The sequence below is a fragment of the Paraburkholderia eburnea genome (assembly GCF_002917095.1).
Lineage (GTDB): Bacteria > Pseudomonadota > Gammaproteobacteria > Burkholderiales > Burkholderiaceae > Paraburkholderia > Paraburkholderia eburnea.
The window spans coordinates 58,337-80,264 of sequence record NZ_PQGA01000005.1 but is presented as its reverse complement, the minus strand read 5'-3'; the positions used below and the strand labels follow the sequence as shown (position 1 = coordinate 80,264).

The 21,928-nt window shown below is 60.3% G+C and carries 17 protein-coding genes and 2 pseudogenes; 3 read left to right on the top strand and 16 right to left on the bottom strand.

Going from position 1 to position 21,928, the window contains the following annotated elements; all coding sequences use genetic code 11:
- Positions 1-2: 2 nt before the first annotated feature.
- Positions 3-134: pseudogene (locus B0G62_RS12475) on the bottom strand (transposase); the annotation flags it as partial.
- Here B0G62_RS12475 and B0G62_RS32130 point away from each other — a divergent pair.
- Positions 119-316: pseudogene (locus B0G62_RS32130) on the top strand (SAM-dependent methyltransferase); the annotation flags it as partial. The pseudogenes B0G62_RS12475 and B0G62_RS32130 overlap by 16 nt on opposite strands.
- A gap of 192 nt (positions 317-508) precedes the next feature.
- Complete coding sequence (locus B0G62_RS12465; RefSeq protein WP_244193211.1) at positions 509-922, top strand: DUF3331 domain-containing protein; 414 nt, start codon at positions 509-511, stop codon at positions 920-922.
- 156 nt (positions 923-1,078) lie between these two features.
- Here the strand turns inward: B0G62_RS12465 and moaD are convergent, their stop codons facing one another.
- The 10 genes from moaD to B0G62_RS12415 form a co-directional block, all read right to left on the bottom strand.
- Entirely contained in the window at positions 1,079-1,336 is a 258-nt protein-coding gene (gene moaD, locus B0G62_RS12460; protein WP_103704501.1) for a molybdopterin converting factor subunit 1, read from the bottom strand.
- Positions 1,337-1,384: 48 nt separating this feature from the next.
- Positions 1,385-1,930, bottom strand: coding sequence for a molybdenum cofactor biosynthesis protein MoaE (locus B0G62_RS12455; RefSeq protein WP_103704500.1), 546 nt, complete (start codon positions 1,928-1,930; stop codon positions 1,385-1,387).
- Between the two features lie 30 nt (positions 1,931-1,960).
- On the bottom strand, positions 1,961-3,070 hold the full coding sequence (moaA, locus tag B0G62_RS12450) for a GTP 3',8-cyclase MoaA (protein WP_407671150.1): 1,110 nt from the start codon (positions 3,068-3,070) through the stop codon (positions 1,961-1,963).
- Between the two features lie 187 nt (positions 3,071-3,257).
- The gene (locus B0G62_RS12445; RefSeq protein WP_103704499.1) at positions 3,258-4,169 is read right to left on the bottom strand and encodes a bestrophin family protein; all 912 of its coding nucleotides are present in this window, start codon (positions 4,167-4,169) and stop codon (positions 3,258-3,260) included.
- Positions 4,170-4,241: 72 nt separating this feature from the next.
- Positions 4,242-5,249, bottom strand: a complete 1,008-nt coding sequence (gene cydB / locus B0G62_RS12440) for a cytochrome d ubiquinol oxidase subunit II (protein WP_103704498.1) — start codon at positions 5,247-5,249, stop codon at positions 4,242-4,244.
- A 4-nt stretch (positions 5,250-5,253) separates the two neighbouring features.
- Entirely contained in the window at positions 5,254-6,642 is a 1,389-nt protein-coding gene (locus tag B0G62_RS12435) for a cytochrome ubiquinol oxidase subunit I (protein ID WP_103704497.1), read from the bottom strand.
- Positions 6,643-6,698: 56 nt separating this feature from the next.
- Positions 6,699-8,981 (bottom strand): FdhF/YdeP family oxidoreductase, encoded by a 2,283-nt coding sequence (locus tag B0G62_RS12430; RefSeq protein WP_103704496.1) that lies wholly within the window; start codon positions 8,979-8,981, stop codon positions 6,699-6,701.
- A 487-nt stretch (positions 8,982-9,468) separates the two neighbouring features.
- Positions 9,469-10,455 carry a cytochrome d ubiquinol oxidase subunit II gene (locus B0G62_RS12425; RefSeq protein WP_103704495.1) on the bottom strand — a complete coding sequence of 329 codons (987 nt, stop codon included), beginning with the start codon at positions 10,453-10,455 and terminating at the stop codon, positions 9,469-9,471.
- A 43-nt stretch (positions 10,456-10,498) separates the two neighbouring features.
- Positions 10,499-11,893, bottom strand: coding sequence for a cytochrome ubiquinol oxidase subunit I (locus tag B0G62_RS12420; RefSeq protein ID WP_103704494.1), 1,395 nt, complete (start codon positions 11,891-11,893; stop codon positions 10,499-10,501).
- 65 nt (positions 11,894-11,958) lie between these two features.
- Positions 11,959-14,286, bottom strand: coding sequence for an FdhF/YdeP family oxidoreductase (locus tag B0G62_RS12415; RefSeq protein ID WP_103704493.1), 2,328 nt, complete (start codon positions 14,284-14,286; stop codon positions 11,959-11,961).
- 201 nt (positions 14,287-14,487) lie between these two features.
- Here B0G62_RS12415 and B0G62_RS12410 point away from each other — a divergent pair, with 201 nt between their 5' ends.
- Positions 14,488-15,912, top strand: a complete 1,425-nt coding sequence (locus B0G62_RS12410) for an aminotransferase-like domain-containing protein (RefSeq protein WP_103704492.1) — start codon at positions 14,488-14,490, stop codon at positions 15,910-15,912.
- 12 nt (positions 15,913-15,924) lie between these two features.
- Here B0G62_RS12410 and fdhD read toward each other — a convergent pair whose 3' ends face one another.
- The 5 genes from fdhD to B0G62_RS12385 all read right to left on the bottom strand — a co-directional run bounded on the left by fdhD (position 15,925) and on the right by B0G62_RS12385 (position 21,816).
- Complete coding sequence (fdhD, locus tag B0G62_RS12405; protein ID WP_103704706.1) at positions 15,925-16,749, bottom strand: formate dehydrogenase accessory sulfurtransferase FdhD; 825 nt, start codon at positions 16,747-16,749, stop codon at positions 15,925-15,927.
- A 20-nt stretch (positions 16,750-16,769) separates the two neighbouring features.
- A complete protein-coding gene (locus tag B0G62_RS12400; RefSeq protein ID WP_103704491.1) occupies positions 16,770-17,690 on the bottom strand; it encodes a bestrophin family protein in 921 nt (306 codons plus the stop codon).
- Positions 17,691-17,840: 150 nt separating this feature from the next.
- Positions 17,841-18,830 (bottom strand): diguanylate cyclase, encoded by a 990-nt coding sequence (locus B0G62_RS12395; protein WP_103704490.1) that lies wholly within the window; start codon positions 18,828-18,830, stop codon positions 17,841-17,843.
- 186 nt (positions 18,831-19,016) lie between these two features.
- The gene (locus B0G62_RS12390) at positions 19,017-19,922 is read right to left on the bottom strand and encodes a LysR family transcriptional regulator (protein WP_103704705.1); all 906 of its coding nucleotides are present in this window, start codon (positions 19,920-19,922) and stop codon (positions 19,017-19,019) included.
- 589 nt (positions 19,923-20,511) lie between these two features.
- Positions 20,512-21,816: an SUMF1/EgtB/PvdO family nonheme iron enzyme gene (locus B0G62_RS12385; protein WP_103704489.1), complete on the bottom strand. Its 1,305-nt coding sequence runs from the start codon at positions 21,814-21,816 to the stop codon at positions 20,512-20,514.
- Between the last annotated feature and the right edge of the window lie 112 nt (positions 21,817-21,928).

Here is a 21,928-nt window from a genome sequence, read left to right as displayed (position 1 = left end):
AGGGTTTCGGGCAATCGCTCGTAGTCTCTGGCCAGTCGGCGGAAACGGTTCAGCCAACCGAAGCTGCGTTCTACCACCCAGCGACGTGGCAACAGAACAAACTCTTTTTTCTCATTAACACTACGAAGTATCGAATGCGTTCTACGAACTCTGGCCCGACAGGAATATGGTGTATTCGTGCGCTTATTTCGAGAACGGTGACGAGACGCTTGAAGAAGCCCAGTTAAAGAAAATAGACCCAATTCTCGCGAAGATTCGGATCGAACCTGGTCAGAGGATGTTGGATATTGGCTGTGGGGCGCTGGTTAACCGTGCCGTGACTGGCAGATCCCGGCGGTCGATCATCCTGCGGGATACCTGTTCGCCGATTCATAGTATCGGCTCAAAACTTATCACTTTTCAAAGCCTGAGTGCTAGCATCCAATTCATTGAAATGGGTTAATTTCCCATGCAAATTAACGTCGTATGAATTATGCCCGACAACTCAGATTGAAAGGGAAAATGCGCCATGCAGGAACTCGGTACCGGAAATGCCTGGCAATACACACTCACACTACTCGGCGGCGGCTCCGTTTTTGACGGTCGCACGATGGATTACGCTTGCCATGCCATGCAAGCTAATTCGAATGCGGCCCAATCCCCGGAGATAGATGTCGCCCCCGCGCGTCGCGCCAATCTTGCTTTCGTCGATGTATGCGAGGACAAACTCATCTCCGTTTCATGGGGTGATCCCACGAGCGGGCATTATACAGAACAGCTCTGGCGTTTATGTATCGCCAGAAAACGCGGCCAGTGCGCACTCACGGGCACGGATATCCAGCGTGGGGACAAGATTTACAGGCCATTTTCGCGTGGTACAACGCCCATTAACGCCAATTGGGCGGTGCTGGCATCGGCACTCGAAATCGATGTGAAGGTCTAAAAAAGATCCCCAAAGCGGGGTACTTTGGGGATAGCGGAGGCTTTACTATGGAGGTTGCGCGATATGCGAAACCGGTAGAAATATTACTTCGCAGGCCTTTACGATGAAAGGGAGGCGTTCCGATATCAATTATCGGTGGTCTTCGCGCGATAAATCCTAGCCGCCCGTTACAGGTGGAAAAAATGCGACCTCGCTGTCCTGCCTGAGGACAAACGTGCCGGCGACTACTTCATGATTAACAGCCACGCGCACGGGACGTGAGGTATGAAGCGCATCGGCTGCTGGCAGCCCTCGGGCTATCAGTCGGTCGCGCAGGCCGCTGATCGTAATGAGCGGCGCGTCGATATCCAGCGTTTCCTGTGCCATGCCGAGACTTTCCCGGATGCTGGCAAAGTATTTGATGGTGAGTTTCATGCGATCTTTGCGGTATGTTCGACAAGGTATTGATGGGTTCTATCCGCTTCAACCCCAACGCAGCATTGCCTGTTCGTCGCGCTTGCGGGCATCGACCCAATGTGCGACTCCATCACGGCCGACTTCCTTTTTCCAGAACGGCGCGTGGGTTTTCAGGAAGTCCATGATGAACGCGCAGGCCGCGAAAGCCGTCGAACGATGCGGCGCTGCCACGACGACCAGTACGACGGGATGGCCGAGTGCGACGTGTCCCACGCGATGTACGATCTTCACGGCATCCAGCGACCAGCGCGCCGACGCTTCTTCGACGATGTTCCAGAGCGAGTGCTCGGTCATGCCGGGATAGTGCTCGAGTTCGAGTGCGACCACGTCGTCGCGATCGCCGCTATTACGCACGATGCCGATGAAATCCACGACCGCACCCACGTTGGGATTGCGCATGATCGGCGCGGTTTCGACGGCCACATCCAGGGGCGTATCCTGCACGCGCACTTCGAAGCCTGCTGTGATGCCGCGCGGTAAAAGGTTGAGTTCAACAACTGCCTGAATTTCGGATTGATGCGCTACATCAGGCTCCGATTGGGGTGCCGTCATGGGAGTTCCTTGATAGGTTGAGCAGTCTCATCAGCCGCCGACTAGCGACATGCGCACCGTTGGCCACGTCTTGCGCTGGCCGCTGCGACGCCGGTCCGCATTGAGCTCGGAATAGTGATCGTCGCGCGTATGCCAGCGGGCGTGAATCGCGTCGATCAATCGCTCGCTTGAAACCGTTTCGCCTAGCCAGGGCTTCAGGTCGGCGCCTTGCCTGGCGAAGAGGCAAGTGAAAAGCTGCCCGTCCGCCGAAACACGTGCACGCGAGCACTTACCGCAGAACGGTTGTGACACGCTGGCGATAAAGCCCACCGTCCCCTGTCCATTCGCGAAGCGGTAATTGACCGACGTGGCAGACTCATCGAAACCGCCGAGGGGTAGCAGCGGAAATTCGCTCTCCACGATCTCCCGCATATCGTGCGCGGTGAGGACAGTCGTATTCGACCAGCCCGCTGCTCCGCCTACGTCCATGAATTCGATGAAACGCACGGCAATATCCGTATTCATGAAGTGGCGCACGATGGGCAGGATCTGGCTGTCATTCACGCCGTTTTCAATCACGGCGTTGACCTTGACCGGCGCGAGGCCAACGGCATGCGCTTTCTCAATGCCGTCGAGAATGCGTGCGACGGGCACGTCCACATCGCTCATGCGGCGAAAGACGGCATCGTCGAGCGCATCGAGGCTCACCGTCACGCGTGACAGGCCCGCATTACGCAGGCTGCGCGCACGCTCGGCGAGCAGCGACCCGTTCGTCGTCAGTGCGATATCGAGCGGCGCGCCGCCCAGCGTCGTGAGACCTGCGAGCCGCTCGATAAAGGACTCCAGGCCGCGGCGGAGCAACGGTTCGCCACCGGTGATGCGCACCTTTTCAACGCCCAGCGCGACGAAGGCCCGTACGAGTTTCATCATCTGGTCGAACGAGAGACGTTCCGATGCCCGCAGGAAGCGGTAATTTTCGTCGAAGACCTCGCGCGGCATGCAGTACGTGCAGCGAAAGTTGCACTGATCGATGACGGACAGGCGCAGATCGCGAAGCGGACGGGCAAGCCGGTCGCGCGCGGAAGCGTCGTGCGCATCGAGAGCGCGAATGGCGCGGGCGGCATCCGGTTCGGCGTTGATGGCGTGTGCGATGGCGTTCACTTTCCTGGTTGGACCGGTAAGGTAAAGTCGGGTTAGGCGATATCAGCGCGCTGTGCGGGGGCGCGAACGGCGAGGCTGGCGATATCGCTCTAGCAATGGGCTACAGGATAGAGCCGCGTGTGGCCTCTTCTGGTGCACAGTCCGCGACGGTTTGAAGCGGTACAGTTTGGCTGCCACGCAAGCCGGTTCAGGTGAGCTGATAAGGCCGCACGGGTTTTACCGGATCCGGAATGGGACATCCACAGAGTTCCAGAATGGAACGTTCGATATTGCGCGACATGGCGTCAAGCGCCAGCGCATTGGGCGCAACACTGAAAGGGTCGGCCACTTCGCTCGCAATTGCTTCGAGTGCGATCAGCGTGTACGAGATGAATACGCACAGCAGGGGTGTGAAGAATTCGGTGGAGTCGACTAAACCGAACGGCAAAAGCACACAGTAGGCGTAAACGGTGCGATGTAGCAACACGCTATACGCGAACGGAATCGGCGTCGACGCGATGCGCTCGCAGCCGCCCAGCGAGCGCCCTAGTTCGACGAGTTGCGTGTCAAACATCCACAGTTTCGTATCGGACGTATGCATACGCTGGTTTGGAGTCGACAGCTCACGACGTATCTCGTTGAGCAATGTGGCCGGCTTGTAGGACTGATCGCTTAGCAGGGCGGCTTGATCGCCCCCAAGCAGGCGAAGAAAATCCGGCGTGGGGTCGCTGCCGCGCAATTCGTGCTTTAGCGCATAGACGAACGCAATCAGGCGTTGTGCGATCAGAAGCGTGTCGACGCGCTCGGGCACATAGCAGAGCATTTGCGAGGTGAGTGTGCGCGAGGCGATTAGCAGATTGCCCCACAGGTGCCGTGCCTCATTGAAACGCTCGTAGCTGGCGTTGTTGCGAAAAGCCAGAAAGATGGCGAGTGCTACACCAAAGAGCGTAAATGGCGCTGTATTGAGCGGTATTTTTTCGCCGAACACGCGGCCATGCGTGAGCACGGCCAGAATGCTGACGATCGCCATAAAACAAAGCTGCGGAATGATCGACGAGAGTACCGAGCCGTTCCAGATGAACAGCAGCCGGAACCAGTTTTCGCGGGGCCGGACGATCATGATGTCGATGAGTCGATCGTCAGGCCGTGCGCGCCGTGCTGGCGCGCGCGGCCTTCCTCGCAGGTGGACGAATTAGTGGTAACCATGATCGCCTTCGCGGACCTTGCCCCTGAAGACGCGATATTGCATGGCGTTGTAGACCAGGATGATCGGCAGGACGATGACGGTGCCGACGAGCGCGAAGAGCTGGCTCGAATGACTCGACGACGCTTCCCAGATCGTCAGCGACGGCGGAATGATGTATGGCCAGATGCTGATAACGAGACCCGTATAACCCAGAAAGCAGATCGCGAGCGAGAGGAGAAAGGGCATCGCTTCGTGGTTCAGGTTCAGCGAGCGGTAGATGCCCCATACGCACAGCACCACGAGAATCGGCACCGGCAGGAAGTAGCCGAGATCGCCGCTGAGAAACCAGCGCTGCCGCACCGCGGGCAGCCCCAGCACGGTCCACAGGCTCACGATCGCAATCGCCAGCAGCAGGATGGCGACGAGCGGGCGCATCACGAAACGCATCTTGCGCTGCAATTCGCCATCCGTTTTGAGGATCAGCCAGCCGCAGCCGAGCGTCGCATAAGTGAGCAGCACGCCAAAGCCGCAAAAGACGCTGAACGGTGAGAGCCAGTCGAACGGATCGCCTGCGAATCTATCGTCGACGATCTTGATGCCTTGCAGCAGCGAGCCGAGCGTAATGCCCTGGCACATTGCCGCGAGCGCCGAGCCGCCGATAAAGGCGAGATCCCACGCATGCTGCGTGCGCGTGGCCTTGGCGCGCAACTCGAACGCCGCGCCGCGAAAGATCAGGCCCACCACCATGAGGATCAGCGGCATGTAATTGGCGGGCAGCAACGTCGAATACACCACGGGAAACGCGCCATAAAGCCCCGCGCCGCCCAGCACCAGAAATGTTTCGTTGCCGTCCCACACCGGCGCGACGGTATTGAGCATGACTTCACGCTCGCCTTTGCCTTCGAAGAAGGGAAACAGCAGGCCGATGCCCAGGTCGAAACCGTCGAGCATCACGTAAATAAACACGCCGAGGCCGATGATGGCGGCCCAGATCACAGGAAGGTCGATTTGCATGGCCTTATTCCCCCACCACGGCGTCGAGCGCGCGATTGTGCAGTCCCGGATACTTGAGCGACTCGATGCTTTCCACGCCGGTCGCCGGCCCTTTCTTCATCATTTTGAGCATGTAATAGACGCCGGTTCCGAACACGAGGAAATAGACGATCACGAAGATCAACAGTGACACGCCTGCCTGCTGCGCGCCGATGGGCGACACCGAATCGATCGTGCGCATGACGCCATAGACGGTCCACGGTTGGCGGCCCACCTCGGTCGTGATCCAGCCGGCCAGCAGCGCGACGATGCCGGACGGCCCCATGCAGAACACCAGCCACTGGAACCAGCGCGTTTCATAGAGCCGCTCACCGCGCCGCAGGATGAGGCCCAGCACGGCAGTCAGCAGCATCAACATGCCGAGTCCTGCCATGAGGCGGAAGGTCCAGAAGATGATGGGCGAGTACGGCCGGTCCTGCGGCGCGAACTCCTTGAGGCCGCGAATTTCACCGTCCCAGCTATGCGTGAGAATCAGGCTGCCCAGATGCGGAATCTGGATCGCGTAGCGCGTGACTTCGGCATCCATATCGGGCAGGCCCACGAGATTGAGCGCCGTGCCGCCGTGCTCGGTTTCCCAGAGCCCTTCGATTGCCGCGATCTTGGCGGGCTGATATTCGCGCGTATTCAGGCCATGCGCGTCGCCCACCAGGATCTGGAGGGGCGCGAGCACGAGCAGCATCCAGAGCGCCATCGAAAAGCTGCGCTTCACCGGCACGTCGCGCCGACCCTTGAGCAGATGGTAGGCGCCGCAGGCCGCCACGATGAACGCAGCGACGATAAAGGCCGCGATGGTCATGTGCGCGAGGCGGAACGGGAACGACGGATTGAAGATCACTTTCCACCAGTCCACCGGCACGATGCGGCCGTTCTGTATCGCATAGCCTTGCGGCGTCTGCATGAAACTGTTGGACGCGAGAATCCAGAAGGTGGAGATCAGCGTGCCGATCGCGACCATCACGGTGGCGAAGAAGTGCGCTTTCGGACTCACGCGGCTCCAGCCGAACAGCATGACGCCGAGAAAACCGGCCTCCAGGAAAAATGCGGTCAGCACCTCGTAGGTGAGCAGCGGCCCGGTAATATTGCCCGCCACGGTGGAAAAGCCGCTCCAGTTGGTGCCGAATTCATACGCCATCACGACGCCCGACACCACGCCCATGCCAAACCCGACCGCGAATATCTTCGACCAGAAGCGGTACATGTCCTTGTAGGCCACGTCTCCCGTGAGAAGCAAGCGCCATTCCAGCACGGCGAGAAAGCTCGCCATGCCGATGCTGATGGCGGGAAATGCAATATGAAACGAGACGGTAAATGCGAACTGCAGCCGGGCCAGATGAAATGCGTCGAAGATATTCATGATTCTTGTGAACTCCTGTTGACGACTTTCCGCGCTTGCGCACTAGCGCGACAGCACTACGGCTGCTGATTTGCCGCGCGCACGACGTGTACGGGAACGGATTTGTACGACGGCGTGCCGCTTTCCTTGTCGATGTAGTCGAGCGGCACCAGCACGTTCGCTTCTGGGTAATAGGCCGCTACCGACCCTTTTGCGATGCTGTATACGATCGCCGTGATGTCTGTAAGCTTCAGCACGCGGCCCGACGTGACGGTCTCTATATCGACGAGATCGCCATGCTCGATGCCATGTGCGGCCATGTCGTCGGCGTTCATGAAGAGCACGTCGCGCCGCCCGAACACACCGCGGTAGCGGTCGTCCATCGCATAGATCGTGGTGTTGTACTGATCGTGGCTGCGGATCGTGATGAGCCGCAGCACGTTTTCGGCGCCCAGCACGTCGGCGTCTTCCTTGACGCCGTCATAAACGGAGAATTCGGCTTTACCCGATGGCGTATGCCACTGGCGCTCGGTGGGCGGCAGGGGCAGGCGGAAGCCGCCCGGCACGCGGATGCGCCGGTTGAAGTCCTCGAAGCCCGGCACCGTGCGCTCGATCAGATCGCGGATCTTGTCATAGTCCGAGACCAGGTCCATCCAGTCGAGTTTCGAGTTCGGCATCGCAGCCCGCGCCATGCCAGCGATGATGGCAGGTTCCGAGCGCAACTGCTCGGAGGCGGGCTTGAGCTTGCCGGCTGACGCATGCACCATTGACATCGAATCCTCCACGGTCACGGATTGCTGACCGCTGCTCTGCATGTCGAGCTCCGTGCGGCCCAGGCAGGGGAACACATAGGTTTCGTTGGCGACGAGCAGGTGCGTGCGATTAAGTTTGGTGCCGATATGCACCGCGACGTCAAGCGTCGCCATCGCCGGAAACGCCTGTTCGGGGTCGGGCAGCGCCACCGCGAAATTGCCGCCCAGGCACAGCAGCGCCTTGGACTTGCCGTCGATCATAGCCTGCATGGCCTGCACCGCGTCGTGGCCGTGGCCGGCCGGCGGCGTGAATCCGCAGGCATCCTCGATCAGCTTGAGGAAGGCCGCCGAAGGTTTTTCGGTGATGCCGACGGTGCGGTTGCCCTGCACGTTGGAATGGCCGCGCAACGGGCAGATGCCGGCGCCGGGCTTGCCGATATTGCCGCGCATCAGGAGGAGGTCCGCGATCAGGCGCACGTTGGCCGTGCCCTTGTTGTGCTGCGTGACACCCATGCCGTAGGTAACGATCGTGGCGTTGGATTTGGCGTAGGCAATGGCTACGTGTTCGAGGTCGGCGCGTTCCAGGCCGCTGGCCTTTTCGATGTCTTCCCACGATGTGGCTTCCAGATCCGCGGCACACGCATCGAAGCCTTCGGTGTGTGCGGCGATGAACGCCTTGTCGAGCACGCCGCCTTGTTCCGATTCCATCTGTAGCAGCGCTTTCATGACGCCTTTGAGCGCGGCAGCGTCGCCGCCGGCATCGACCTGAAAATAAGTCGAGGCAATCCGCGTGGAACCGAAGGTCGCCATCTCGATCATGCTTTGAGGATCGGCAAAGCGTTCCAGCGCGCGTTCGCGCAGGGGATTGAAAACGATGATCGGCACATTGCGGCGCGCGGCCTCGTGCAGCGTGCCCATCATGCGCGGATGATTGGTGCCGGGATTGTGCCCGATGGAAATGATGAGTTCCGTCGTATCGAAGTCTTCGAGCGACACCGTGCCTTTGCCGATACCGATCGATTGCGGCAGGCCGACGCTGGTCGGCTCATGGCACATGTTCGAGCAGTCAGGGAAATTGTTGGTGCCGAATTCCCGGGCGAACAGTTGATAGAGGAACGCGGCTTCGTTCGACGCGCGCCCTGATGTGTAGAACTCGACCTGATCGGGCGTGAGCGTGCGCAGGATCTCGCCGATGCGTGCGAACGCGTCCTCCCAGTCGACAGGGCGCAGGGTATCGGAGGCGCGGTCATACACCATGGGGTGCGTGAGCCGGCCCATGTCTTCGAGTTCGTAGTCGGTCTTTTGCAGCAACGAGGTGACCGTGTTCGCCGCGAAGAACTCCGGCGTGACGCGTTTTGTGGTGGCTTCCCAGGTCACGGCCTTCGCGCCGTTTTCGCAGAACTGAAAAGTGGAGCGATGCTCCTTGTCCGGCCACGCACAGCCGGGGCAGTCGAAGCCGGTGGGCTGATTGGTCCGCATCAGGATGATGGGCGCCTCGATGCTTTCCATCTGGTCGTGAATCGCCTGGGCGGTGGCTTTGAGCGCGCCCCATCCGCCAGCGGGACCGGTATAGGGATGAACGCCTGGCACATCACGTAGTTTCGTCATGAGAAACTCCTTGGGTCCTCCGCGCGGGTGGCGGAGTATCGGCTAAGCACCACAAACAGGCCGGATGGTGAAAATACACTAAGGGAGTAAGGGTTTTATTTTAGGTATTGAATTCGGGGGAACAAGAAATAAATGAGAGAAATCTAATTAAACGGTTTCTCGTTATGTTTATTTGAATACATCGTCAATATGTTTTGATGGATATATCGGTGCGCTTCCGTTTTGCCATATGTAAAACGAGAGCGGCGTACGCTTACTCCCGCGACTCCTCCCATCGAGCATGGGTTTCATTGCGATGTCCAATCGAGATACACATTAAATCGTCAGTCGAATGGGCCTGCAAGACGTTATGCAAAAAATTGAATTAGCATCATTACGTCAAGCTGAGGGAACAGAATAAAAAGCCGCCGCCCCATTCTATGCAGGTGGCGGAGCGCCGTGAACCACTGTCCACCCGATACAAGGTATCGGCGTAGAGTGAATCCAGCTAGTGCTCGACCGGCACGACCTTACCGCGGAACAGGTGATACTGGTAGAGGTTGTAGCCGATCATGATCGGGAACACGATGCCGATACCGAACAGCATGAAAGTGAGCGTCGTGGCATCCGAAGCGGCTGCCGCGACAGTGAGCTGGCCTGGCACGATGTATGGAAACATACTGATTGCAAGGCCCGCGAACGACAGCACGAACAGCAGCGTCGCGCCCACGAACGGGCCATGCTCGCCGCGCATGTGAATCGAATAGAGCACGTAGACGAAGGCCAGCGCGGCCAGAACGCCGAGTGCGATCAGCAGGTGAAACACGCCTTGATCCTGCCAGCGCGTAATGCCGACGGGACTCAGCCTGAGCGTCGCGAACGACACCACCAGCGCTGCCGCCACGGTCATGAACACCGCGACGATCGCGTGACGGCGAGACGTGCTTTCGATCGTACCCGTGGTCTTCTTCACCAGCCAGGTCGCGCCGAGCAGACAATAGCCCGACACCACGCCGATAGCCGTGACGATTACGAAAGCGGTGCTGGCGAGTCCCGGCACGAAGCCAGTGAGGATCTTGCCCAGCACGATACCCTGCGCGATGGCCGCGAGCAGGCTGCCCAGACCGAACACGCGGTCCCACACCGTCTTGCTCGTATGGGCGGCGTGGCGAAATTCAATGGCGGCGCCGCGCATGATGAAGCTCGCGATCAGCACCATCACGGGCACGTAGAGATCGGAGAGGATCATCGCGTACGCGGTCGGGAACGCACCAAAGAGCGCGCCGCCGAGTGCGACGAGCCAGGTCTCGTTGGCGTCCCAGACGTGGCCGATCGACTGGACCATGAGATCGCGGTCGGCCTGGCGGGGGCGCAGCAGCGTGAGGATACCGACGCCCAGATCGAAGCCGTCGGTCACGACGTACAGCACGAGCATCAGGCCGATCAGCCCAAACCACGCGTGGTTGAGCAGATCCTGAGTTGAAGCGGGATTCATGGTGACTTCCTGTTGGATGAATGCAGTGGCGATCCGGGGGCGATCAATAATCGACGGCATGGGGCACGGTCTGGTGCGCGACCTCGACCGGCGGCATCAGCGTGAGATCCGGGCCGCGGCGCAGCCAGCGGCGTGCGAACACGAAGAACGAACTGATCAGCACGACGAAGAATGTGGCGAACATGATCATGCTGCCCGTGATCGCGCCGGCCGGAATCGCCGAGGCGGCGTGGTCGGTGCGCAGCAGGCCGTAGACGACCCACGGCTGGCGTCCCACTTCGCGTACGATCCAGCCGCATTCCACCGCGATATAGGGCAGCGGAATCGCCAGAACCCACGCGAGCAGCAGCTTGCGCTGCGCGAGCAGCTTGTCAAGGTGGCCGCGCGCTTTGTTGAGTGCATAGAGCGTCCAGAACGCGAGCACCATGAACAGGAAGCCGATGCCGGCCATCGCGCGGAAGGCGTAGTAGAGCAGCGGCAGCATGGGCGGCTGATCGGCCACGGGAATATCGCGCATACCTGTGACCTTGCCGTGCAGGCTGTGGGTGCCGAGAATACTCAACATGCCCGGCACTTCGAGCGACCAGTCATTGCCTTGCTTCGCGGCGTCCGGCCACGCGATCAGCGACCAGCTTGCGCCCGTGCCCGGCGCGTTGGTTTCCCAATGACCTTCGATTGCCGCGCCCTTGGCGGGCTGGGTTTCGAACACATCGACGCCGCTCGAATCGCCGAGCCAGATCTGCACCGGTGCGACGAACGCGAGCAGCAGCAGCGCGAGCTTGAACGAGCGCACGAAGAATTCTGGATTGCGGCGCTTGAGCAGGTAATACGCCGAGATACCGGCGATCACGACGAGCCCCGTTTCGAGCGCCGCGAACCACATGTGCGAAACGCCCCAGGCCATGTCGGGATTGAAAATCGCCTTCACGTAGTCGGTGACGACGAGTTTGCCGTCCACCAGCGCCACGCCGCGCGGCGTTTGCAGCCACGAATTGGCGACCATGATCCAGAACGCGGAAATCGACGAGCCCAGCGCGACCATCGCGGTGGCGAACAGATGCACGCCCTTGGGCACGCGACCCCAGCCGAGCATCATGATGCCGACGAACCCGGCTTCGAGCATGAAGGCCATCGCGCCTTCGAAGCCGAGGATATTGCCGAAGAACTGGCCGGTGTATTGCGAAAACGGTCCCCAGTTCGTACCGAACTGGAATTCCATCGGAATGCCGCTCACCACGCCAACCGCGAAATTGAGAATGAGCAGTTTGCTCCAGAAGCGCGCGTGGCGATACCAGACCACGTTGCTGGTCTTGACCCAGAGGGTTTCGACCACGAGCAGAAAAGCGGAGAGGCTGATCGTGAGGATCGGCCAGAGTATATGGAAGATCGCGGTCATGGCAAATTGACCGCGCGCCAGATTCAGGGCTTCTAGGGACATGGGGTACCAGACAGGTTTGCATGACGGCCGCGTGCGGCGCGGCCGACAAAAACTATGAGAGCAACTTAGAAAGCGGGCAGTTCGAGCGGCTCGGACGAAGCGTGCAGCAGCACCGGGATCGACTTCGAAGTGGGCGTATTGCACACGTCACCCACGCTCTTGAGCGGCACGAGCGGATTGGTTTCCGGGTAATAGGCGCCGATGCAACCGCGCGGAATGTCATATTCCACGAGACGGAAGTGATCTGCCCGACGCTCGACGCCGTCGTCCCATACCGTGGTCATATCGACCCAATCGCCATTTTTAAAGCCCAGCATGGCGATATCGGCGGGATTGATGAAGACCACGCGGCGCTGCCCGAACACGCCTCGATAGCGGTCGTCGAGCGCATAAATCGTGGTGTTGTACTGGTCATGCGAGCGCGTCGTCATGAGCGTCATGAGCCGCTCGCCGTGCTGCGCCTTCGCGCGCGCGATCGGCGTGTCCTGCTGCACCGGATGCACCATGAAATTGGCCTTGCCGGTGTCCGTCTTCCAGTCGCGCTCGCGCGAGGCCACGCGCAGATGGAATCCGCCCGGATGCTGGATGCGTTCGTTGTACTGATCGAAGCCTTCGACGGTCTGCTCAATGGCGTCGCGAATCTTCGCATAGTCGCCCGCGTAGGCGAGCCAGTCCACTTTGTCGTCGCCGAGCGTCGCGTGCGCGACGTGAGCGATGATGGCCGTTTCCGACATCAGGTTTGGTGACGCCGGCTTGTTCATGCCATACGAGATGTGCACCATGCTCATGGAGTCTTCGACGCTCACGCCTTGCGCGATGCCGTTCTGCACGTCGATTTCGGTGCGACCGAGGGTGGGCAGGATCAGCGCGTTTTCGCCATGCACGAGATGGCTGCGATTGAGCTTGGTGGTAATGTGCACGGTGAGCCGGCACGAACGCAGGCCGTCGAACGTGCGCAGCGTGTCGGGCGTCGCCATCGCGAAGTTGCCGCCGAGGCCCATGAACACCTTTACCTCACCCTCGATCATGTGCTCGACCGTTTCCACCACGTCGAGTCCGTGCTCGCGCGGCGGCTCGAAATTGAATACCTTGCCGAGGCGGTCGAGAAACGCCTGTGAAGGTTTCTCCTCGATGCCCACCGTGCGGTTGCCCTGCACGTTGGAGTGGCCGCGTACGGGGCACAGGCCCGCACCTTCCCGGCCGATATTGCCGCGCATCAGGAGCAGGTTGGAGAGCATATGCACCGTTTGCACCGAATGCTTGTGTTGCGTAATCCCCATACCCCACGTCGCGATCACGCGCTTGCCGTTCGCGTAGATGCGCGCGAGCCCTTCAATGTCTTCGCGCGCGACGCCCGATTCCGTTTCGAGCAGCGGCCAGCTTTCGTTGCGCAGGTCTTCCGCAAAAGCATTGAAACCCATCGTGTGCTGCTGGATGAAGTCGAGATCGATCACACGCTCGGTGCCGTTTGCAAGCGCCTCGTCGTCCAGTTCGATCAGTCGCTTGGCGACGCCCTTGATGAGCGCGAAGTCGCCGCCGAGCTTCGGTTGAATGAAGGTCGATGCGATTTTCGTGCTGCCGAAGGTGATCATTTCCAGTGGGTGCTGCGGGCTGGTGAAGCGTTCGAGCCCGCGCTCGCGCAACGGATTCACTGAAACGATGGTCGCACCGCGCCGCGACGCCTCGCGCAGCTCGCCGAGCATACGCGGATGGTTGGTCGCCGGATTCTGGCCGAAGATAATGATGGTGTCCGCGATCTCGAAGTCTTCGAGCGTGACCGTGCCCTTGCCGATCCCAACCGTCGTCGGCAGGCCGCGGCTAGTGGCCTCGTGACACATGTTCGAGCAGTCGGGGAAGTTGTTCGTGCCGTACATGCGCACGAACAGTTGATAGAGAAACGCCGCTTCGTTGCTCGCGCGGCCCGAGGTATAAAACGCGGCTTCGTCGGGCGATTCAAGCGCCTTAAGGTGCTTCGCGATCAGTGCGAACGCGTCATCCCATGCGATGGGTTTGTAGCGGTCGGTGAGGGCATCGTACACCATCGGGTCGGTGAGGCGGCCGTGCTGTTCGAGTTCGTAGTCGGTCTGCTTCATCAGCGACTCGACGGTATTGGCTGCGAAGAACGCCGGTGTCACGCGCTTGGTGGTCGCTTCGGCAGCCACGGCTTTTACGCCGTTTTCGCAGAACTCGAACGTGGAAGCATGCTCGCGGTCGGGCCACGCGCAACCCGGGCAATCGAAGCCGTCGGGCTGGTTCTGCTTGAACAGCGTGCGATAGTTGCCGCCCGACACGCGTTCCTTGATCAGGTTGATGGCGACATACTTGAGCGCGCCCCAGCCCGCGGCTGGATGATGATAGGCCTCGATTTTGCCCTTTGGTTTCAGCTTGTCCATTACGCCTGGCTCCATTGTCGTTCGTGCGGCCTCGGGAGGGTTCCACGAGGCGTGCCGCACGCAGTGTCTGGTTATGCGCAAGCGTAAAAGTTAAGGGCCGCGCGCATGACACACAGAAACAGGCCATCACTTAGAGTACAGTTTCGCCCGCAGCAGTACACTGCGTTTGCAGTGCTGTGAGCGATCTCCGGGGAGAAAGCAGTGAAACTCTATGAAAAGCTCGCGGACGACATTGAAACGTTGATCCAGAAGGGCGTATTCCGGCCGGGCGACCGCGTGCCTTCGGTGCGTCAGGCCAGCCAGCAGCACCGCATCAGCATCACGACCGTGATTCGCGCCTATCTGCTGCTGGAAAGCCGTGGCGTGCTCGAAAGCCGCCCGCAATCAGGCTATTTCGTGAGCCTGCGCGCGGCTGAAAGCGGCACCCACGCCGATGACTTGCGCCCGAGCCGCCCCGCGGCGGCGTCGGCCGAAGTTGATGTGAGCCGGCTCGTGCTGTCCACGCTGCGCTCGATCGGTACGGACGACGCCGTGCCGCTAGGCTCGCCTTATCCCGATCCCCAACTGTTCCCTTACGAAAAGCTCAATCGCTATGCTGCCGCCGTGGGGCGCAAGAAATCATCGTGGGGCGTCACCAACGCCTTGCCGCCCGGCAGCCCGGAACTGGTGAGGCAAATTGCTCGCCGCTACCTGGAAAACGGCATGGCCGTGGACCCGAATGAAATCATCGTGACCGTGGGCGCGACCGAAGCAATCAATCTGTGCCTGCAGGCTGTCGCCAAACCGGGCGACGTGATCGCGGTGGAATCGCCCACGTTTTATGCGATGTTGCACGCAATCGAGCGTTCCGGCATGAAGGCGATCGAAGTGGCGACGCATCCCGAATACGGCATGGAAGTGGACGCGCTCGCAAAGATCATCGAAACGCAGCCGATCGCCGCATGCATGGTGATGCCGAATTTTCAGAACCCGCTCGGCTTTCTGATGCCTGATGATCGCAAGCGCGAACTTGTCGATCTGCTCGCGAAGTCGAACATCCCGGTGATTGAAAATGGTGTGTATAACGAACTGTATTTCGGCGAATCGCATCCCAGCACGCTTAAATCGTATGATAAAAAGGGCATGGTGCTGCATTGCGGATCGTTTTCGAAGAGTCTGACCGCCGCTTATCGCATCGGCTGGGCGATGCCGGGCCGCTTTCGCGATCAGGTCGAAAAGCTCAAGTTTCTGAATACGCTGACGACCGCTGTGATTCCGCAACTGGCGATTGCCGAATTCCTCGAGCGTGACGGCTACGAGCATCACCTGCGGCGCATCCGCAAGAACTACGCGCAGCAGGCCAATCTGATGAAGGCGATGGTCACGCGTTTCTTCCCGGCGGGCACGCGCATGTCGAATCCCGCAGGCGGCTACGTGCTGTGGATCGAATTGCCTGCGAAAGTCGACTCGATGAAGCTGTACCAGCTTGCGCTCGAGCGCGGCATCACGATCGGGCCGGGCAATATGTTTTCCGTCTCGGATAGCTATCGCCACTTCATTCGCCTCAATTACAGCACGCCGTGGTCGCCGGAAATCGAACAGGCGATCATCACAGTAGGCAAACTCGCGGCCTCGTGCGCGCGCTGAAGGGCTGAATGCTCAGGCGGTTTTAGCGCCGACGTATTCGACGAAGCCATCGCCACGGCAGAAGCTCAGGAGGCGCATACCCGCTTCCTGAGCAACGGATATAGCCAGCGACGTCGGCGCGGAAATCGTCGCCAGGGTATGGACCTGCACGCGCGCCGCCTTGCGTACCAGTTCGTAACTCGCGCGGCTGGAGAGAAACACAAAGCCCTGCGCGCTGTCGATGCGTGTACGTGCGAGCCAGCCGATCAGCTTGTCGAGCGCATTGTGGCGGCCCACATCTTCGAATACTTTCGCGATCTGTCCTGCGACGTCACACCAGCCCGCCGCATGAATACCCCCGGTTTCATGCATCAGGCGTTGATGCTCACGCAGTTCGCGGGCGGCTCGCTCCACTGCGGTCCTTCCAATCACGGGTGCGATGGAGGGCAGCGCAATGCGTGCAGGGTGCAGATCCAGCAATTCGATGCTTTCTATGCCGCATACGCCGCATCCCGAACGCCCAGCCAGCGCGCGGCGCTTGCCCTTGAGTGCCATGAAGGCTTGTTGGGCGACACGCAGATGTACTTCGGCGCCTTCGGCGTGCAGGGAGGTTTCGATCTCGAAGACGTCGCTGGCCCGTTCGACGATTCCTTCGCTTAACGCGAATCCCAGCGCGAAATCCTCAAGATCTATCGGCGTCGCCATCATGACGGCATGCGAGATGCCATTGAAAACCAGCGCGACAGGCACTTCCTCCACGACATAATCGACTGCCGATGTTGTCCCGGCGCCTTTGTGGCGCAAGACGTCGTGAACAACGCTACCGGTGCTTTCTTCAGCTCGTATTGAGCGGGACATCATGGGCGCTCCGCTCGATATCAGGTCAGTTGATAGTGGGGGCCGGGACGCGTGGCCGGCGGCAATGCTTCGTCGCAGAGTTCGAGCACCGCGCGCTCGATCGTGCAGGTCATCGAGTCGAGCGCGAGATTGTTCGGCGCGAGGCCAAACGGATCGGAGATTTCACCCGCGATCGCTTCCAGGGCGAGCAGGGTGTACGAGACAAACACGCAGACGAGCGGCGTCGCGAAGCCGATCGAATCGATCAACCCGAAAGGCAACAACGCGCAGTACGCATATACCGTGCGATGCAACAGCACGCCATAGGCGAACGGAAGCGGCGTGCTGAGAATGCGCTCACAGCCGCCCACGGTCGCGCCCAGTTCGTTGAGCTGATGATCCAGCATCCAGAGCTTCGTATCGGAGAGCACGCCCGCGCGGTTGAGCGCCGCGAGATGACGGCGCGCCTCGTCGATTAGCATGATAGGCTGAAACACGCGTGCGCTGAGCGCGGCACCCTGTTCGGGACCGAGCTGGCGCGCGAGATCGGCGCTTGGGTCGGAATGGCGAAGCTGGTGCTTGAGCGCATACGCATACGCGATGAGCAGGCGCGGAATGCGGCGGTTCTCGAATGGCGCGGAACTCGACGGTACATAGTGACGAAACTGCGAGATAAGCGTGCGCGCTGCAATCAGCGCATTGCCCCACAGGCGCCGTGCTTCCCAATAGCGTTCGTAGCTCGCGTTGTTGCGAAACGCCAGGAAAATGGTGAGCGCCACGCCGCATAGTGTGAAAGGCGTTGTATTCAGCGGAATTTTTTCGCCCAAAATGCGGCCGTGGGTATACATGGCGAGCAGGCTCACGAGCGTCATGAATGCAAGCTGCGGAATAATGGCCTTGAGAACGGAGCCATGCCAGACGAAAAGCATGCGAAACCAGTTTGGCGCGGGGCGGATAATCATGAGTGAGTGTTAGAGAATCGTCGAAACGCGTGACCGCGTTGCCTGGATTGACGTGCAGTCTGGAAATGCGAAGATTACGTTGGCTGGGCTCGCGCGCGTACGCACACTTCGCAGGCGAATCGAAGAGTACAGTTCGGGCGGTGCAGGTCATCAATGAATGACGACTGCATTACGGCCCGCATGTTTGGCGCGATAGAGCGCCAGATCGGCGGCGGCGAAGGCCGCCTGGCTACTGGTCGAGCCTTTCGTTATCGCCGCGCCGACACTCACGGTTACGACACCCGCTTGCGAATGGCGGTGCGCGATGCCAAGCGCCATGACGCCGCTGCGCAACTGTTCGAGTATCGGCGGGACGGAGTGAAGCGGCAGGCCACTCAATAGCAGTCCGAATTCCTCGCCGCCCATGCGGCCCGCAATCGCCTGATTTTCGTCGGCGATGGTTTGCAGGACGGCAGCGACCCGTTGCAGACAGACATCGCCCGCTGGATGGCCGTACGTGTCGTTGAACTGCTTGAAATAGTCGATATCGACCATGACTGCGGCCAGCCAGTCGTCGGGCGCGGCCTCGCGCCACTTTTGGCGCACGCTTTCCATCATGAATCGCCGGTTGAATAAACGTGTGACAGGGTCGGTAGCGGTGGCGCAACGCAGTCTCAGATCATTTTCGACAATGGCGCGCAGATGCTCGAATACGGCGTGGTGCGCCTGTGGGAGCGCGCGCGGTGCGCCGTCCATCGCGCAGAGCGCACCGACAAGCTCGCCGCCCGGCGCGCGCAGCGGAATGGCTGCGTAGAAGCGCACGAACGGGGCGGCGCGTACCAGCAGGCAATGCGTAAAGCGGGGATCCTGACGCGCGTCCTCGACCACGAATAGTGCGTCGCCCTGCACGGCGTAGTGGCTCAGCGACTGCCGCCGGGGAATGGGATGCACCGACAAACCGACCTCGGCGCGATAGTGCTGATGCTCGGCGTCGAGCAAGAGTACCGCCGTAATCGAGGCTTCCGTGACCGTTTTGAGAATGGCTGCGGCATGGCGGAAACACTCGCGCATGACCTGATCGTCGTGCAACAGCCATTCGATGATGGGCGAATCGCTGGAATCGCGATTGAATTCGTCAGGGTTGGGGGACAAGGCTTGCATCCGTAGTGGCCGTCGATCCGAGGGTCAACGGCCTGTGGAGCGCAAACTTGAGTGCTATTGCAGCCCCGGCGCGTGCAAAGGCGCTGTTTTTCGCGCGATGCTAAGTATCGGATGACAAGGACATGCCGACGGGACGGGCGATTTTCGGCCGCGTGTCCGAAGCCCATGCGGTCCCGTCGGTTGCGTCTATTGTTCGGCCTGTAGCGCTTCGGTGACGAAGGCTTTCAAGGTGTCGACGATCTTGCGCACGCGCGCCGGCACCGGGCGCTGAGGCCGGATCAGCAAATTCAGCGCAAGCGGCGGCACGTCGTAACCGGGCAGAATCCGCACGAGGCGGCCATCGGCAATCGCAGTCGTCGCAGCGGGTTCTTCCAGCACGCCGATACCTACGCCGGCCAGCACCATCTCAAACATCGGCCGCCAGTGTGTTGTTTTGATGGCAGTCCGAATCGTTACGCTATCGACGATATGTGCGTCGGACGTGAGCGGCAACTGGTCAGAATCGAACGTGCCCTTCACGCGAATAAAGCTATGATTCGCGAGTTGAACGGGAGAATTAATCGGATCATGTTGCTTCAAATAGTCGGGCGACGCGACCAGCCATCGCCGGATCTGCCCGAGCGGCCACGCGATATACGCGCTGTCGCCAAGCGGGCCGAGGCGAAACGAAATATCCACGCCTTCCGTCACGAGATCCGCGATCTTGTCATTGAGCGCCAGTTCGATATCTAGCCGCGGATAGCTGGCCATCACGCGTTTGAGCCCTTCTGGCAAGATGGTCTCGCCAAAGCAATGCGGCGCGGCGATGCGGATCGTTCCCTTGACGACATGTTCGTCGTTCGCCACTTCGGCGAGTGCTTGCTCGACGGCGCCGAGCACGGACTTGCTGCGTTCGTGGAAGATCGACCCTTCCGGCGTGCACTGGAACGTGCGGGCGTTGCGCAGCAGCAATTGGCAGCCAAGATACTTTTCCAGTCGCTCGATGCGTTCGCTCACGGCGGGCTGACCGATATCCAGATCGCGCGCCGCGCCGGAAATACTGCCGCGCTCGACCACTCTCACGTAGATTCGCATGGCTTCGAGCAGGTTCAAGCGCCGCTCCTTGCCATGAACGGCGCGCTTGCGCGTGCTGATGCTATCTGGCGCGGGTAAGCCGTGCCTCGACATATGACTCCTGTCATTCTTCAGACTCCAGATTGGGCGCGCCGCCGAATGGGGCGGCGCATCATGGAGACAGATTAAAAGAACACAGTTCGAGCCGGTATGCACACATTGACGGGGTTCGATAGAGTACAGTTGAAACGGCGCGGTCTAATGCTTCCGATTCGTACAAACTCAGAAATCAAGTCCGAGACTCGCGCGAACGGCGTCGACACGTAATAGACACGGTTGGTCACGTTGAGCACTCAAGTCGTGCGGTCGCGTGATGTTTGAAGAAGCGCTTTGTCGAATACCGCACTGGCAAGATCTTTGGATAAATCGACATCGAAATATATTTATGGATATAACGATATTTAAATAAAGGCGCCGTTGGAACTCGCGTCTTGAGCGTCCTGCTCTAGTTGAAAACCGACTCCGTTCGCTGGAATTAGCCAAGGAGAAACTCATTCCCCATTGATCGCTTCTTCTCTATCGGCCTGACTACCAGTCAGACCGAGTCCCGGCTAATACAATTTATGCTTTATTTGTCACGGCCCACACACCGGAATCCCGCATAAACATATTGATATCTGGGTTGAAACCAGTTGCGGAATGTCGGCCTCAACATGCAGGCCGCAGTGCGGGAAGATCCGCCTTTCATTGCGTAGTGCTGACCGTCGAAGAAGTTGGCCGAATACCCTTCGTAAAACGGAAACGCCTCGAATCCCGGCAGTGGCCCGAACACCGTCGAGGTCCATTCCCAGCCGTTTCCGTAAAGCCCTTCAACGCCCCACGTGCTCGCGCTATCCGGCGAAGCGTCCACGGCTACCGGGTTCCAGTTGCGGAAATCGAAGTTATCCGTCGCGCCCGGCAATGCGCCATGCGCCGCGCGCTGCCACTGAGCCTCGCTCGGCAGACATACGCCGCGCCAGCGCGCGAATGCGCTTGCCTCGGCGTGGCTGACGTAGACCGGCCACGCAAGCGGCAACGGCATATCCTCGAACATCGTCCGCAGACGCCAGGCGCTGTCAGCCCCATCAGCCCCGCCGGCATCGCGCACCCAGAACACCGGATGTTCGATGCCCTCAGCCTCTTTCCACGCCCAGTTGGCGTCGTCCCACAAGTCCTTGCGCCGATATCCACCATCGGCGACAAAATCGAGGAACGCGCCGTTGGACACCATATAGCGGTCGATCTCGAACGCCGGCACTTCCACCTGCTCTTCGCCAAACTCGTTGTCCCAGCCAAACACGCCGCGCTCGCGCGTCATGCCGAGTTCGGTGCGGCCAGCCGGCACACTGACCATCGCGGGCTTTGCGGTATACAGATGGTCCGCGATTTCGCGCGCGCCAGCCGGCGCCTGTTTCTGCGCAAACGGCAGTTGATGGAGCATGTAAGCCAACGTTTCGACATGCATCAGGCGGTGTTCGATCGCCACGTTGAGCAGCCTGGCCGGCGTATCGTGTTGCGGCGAATCATGCGGCAGATCGAGCGCGGCGAGTTGCTCGTCGATGCGCGCGCGCGCGTCGCGCGCGTAGGCGCGGACTTCGTTCATGCGTGGCCAGTCGGCGGGCGTATCGGTCGGCAGTGCGCCATCGACGGGATCGATGCCGAAAGCGAACAACTGGTCGAGGCGGGCATCGCTCGACGGCAGGTGGAACAGCCGCTGATCGAACAGGTTGCGATCGAACGCTTCCAGGTGGCCGATATAGAACACGATTCGGTGGCGCTCGCGAATCGGGCGCTCATACAGGAAGTCGGGCTTGACGATGTCGAAGAGGGCGTCGCTGGCGGCGCGGGCTTCGGCGAGCCGGGCGGCGAGCGTGGGCGTGAGCGGGAGCTGCATTGCGGCGAGTCTCCTGACGTGAGCGGTGTGTTTGAGAATGTAACCGCTGCGCAGGAGTTGTGCCAACGCGCGTTCAGCTGTCATAGCGAACGCGCCGCCCGAAAGGGGCGGC

What these genes read in the sequence shown, in the direction of transcription:
- B0G62_RS12465 (WP_244193211.1), top strand. Translation starts at nt 509, where the DNA reads ATGCAGGAACTCGGTACCGGAAATGCCTGGCAATACACACTCACACTA.
- moaD (WP_103704501.1), bottom strand. Translation starts at nt 1,336, where the DNA reads ATGAAACTCACCATCAAATACTTTGCCAGCATCCGGGAAAGTCTCGGC.
- B0G62_RS12455 (WP_103704500.1), bottom strand. Translation starts at nt 1,930, where the DNA reads ATGACGGCACCCCAATCGGAGCCTGATGTAGCGCATCAATCCGAAATT.
- B0G62_RS12445 (WP_103704499.1), bottom strand. Translation starts at nt 4,169, where the DNA reads ATGATCGTCCGGCCCCGCGAAAACTGGTTCCGGCTGCTGTTCATCTGG.
- cydB (WP_103704498.1), bottom strand. Translation starts at nt 5,249, where the DNA reads ATGCAAATCGACCTTCCTGTGATCTGGGCCGCCATCATCGGCCTCGGC.
- B0G62_RS12435 (WP_103704497.1), bottom strand. Translation starts at nt 6,642, where the DNA reads ATGAATATCTTCGACGCATTTCATCTGGCCCGGCTGCAGTTCGCATTT.
- B0G62_RS12430 (WP_103704496.1), bottom strand. Translation starts at nt 8,981, where the DNA reads ATGACGAAACTACGTGATGTGCCAGGCGTTCATCCCTATACCGGTCCC.
- B0G62_RS12425 (WP_103704495.1), bottom strand. Translation starts at nt 10,455, where the DNA reads ATGAATCCCGCTTCAACTCAGGATCTGCTCAACCACGCGTGGTTTGGG.
- B0G62_RS12420 (WP_103704494.1), bottom strand. Translation starts at nt 11,893, where the DNA reads ATGTCCCTAGAAGCCCTGAATCTGGCGCGCGGTCAATTTGCCATGACC.
- B0G62_RS12415 (WP_103704493.1), bottom strand. Translation starts at nt 14,286, where the DNA reads ATGGACAAGCTGAAACCAAAGGGCAAAATCGAGGCCTATCATCATCCA.
- fdhD (WP_103704706.1), bottom strand. Translation starts at nt 16,749, where the DNA reads ATGTCCCGCTCAATACGAGCTGAAGAAAGCACCGGTAGCGTTGTTCAC.
- B0G62_RS12400 (WP_103704491.1), bottom strand. Translation starts at nt 17,690, where the DNA reads ATGATTATCCGCCCCGCGCCAAACTGGTTTCGCATGCTTTTCGTCTGG.
- B0G62_RS12395 (WP_103704490.1), bottom strand. Translation starts at nt 18,830, where the DNA reads ATGCAAGCCTTGTCCCCCAACCCTGACGAATTCAATCGCGATTCCAGC.
- B0G62_RS12385 (WP_103704489.1), bottom strand. Translation starts at nt 21,816, where the DNA reads ATGCAGCTCCCGCTCACGCCCACGCTCGCCGCCCGGCTCGCCGAAGCC.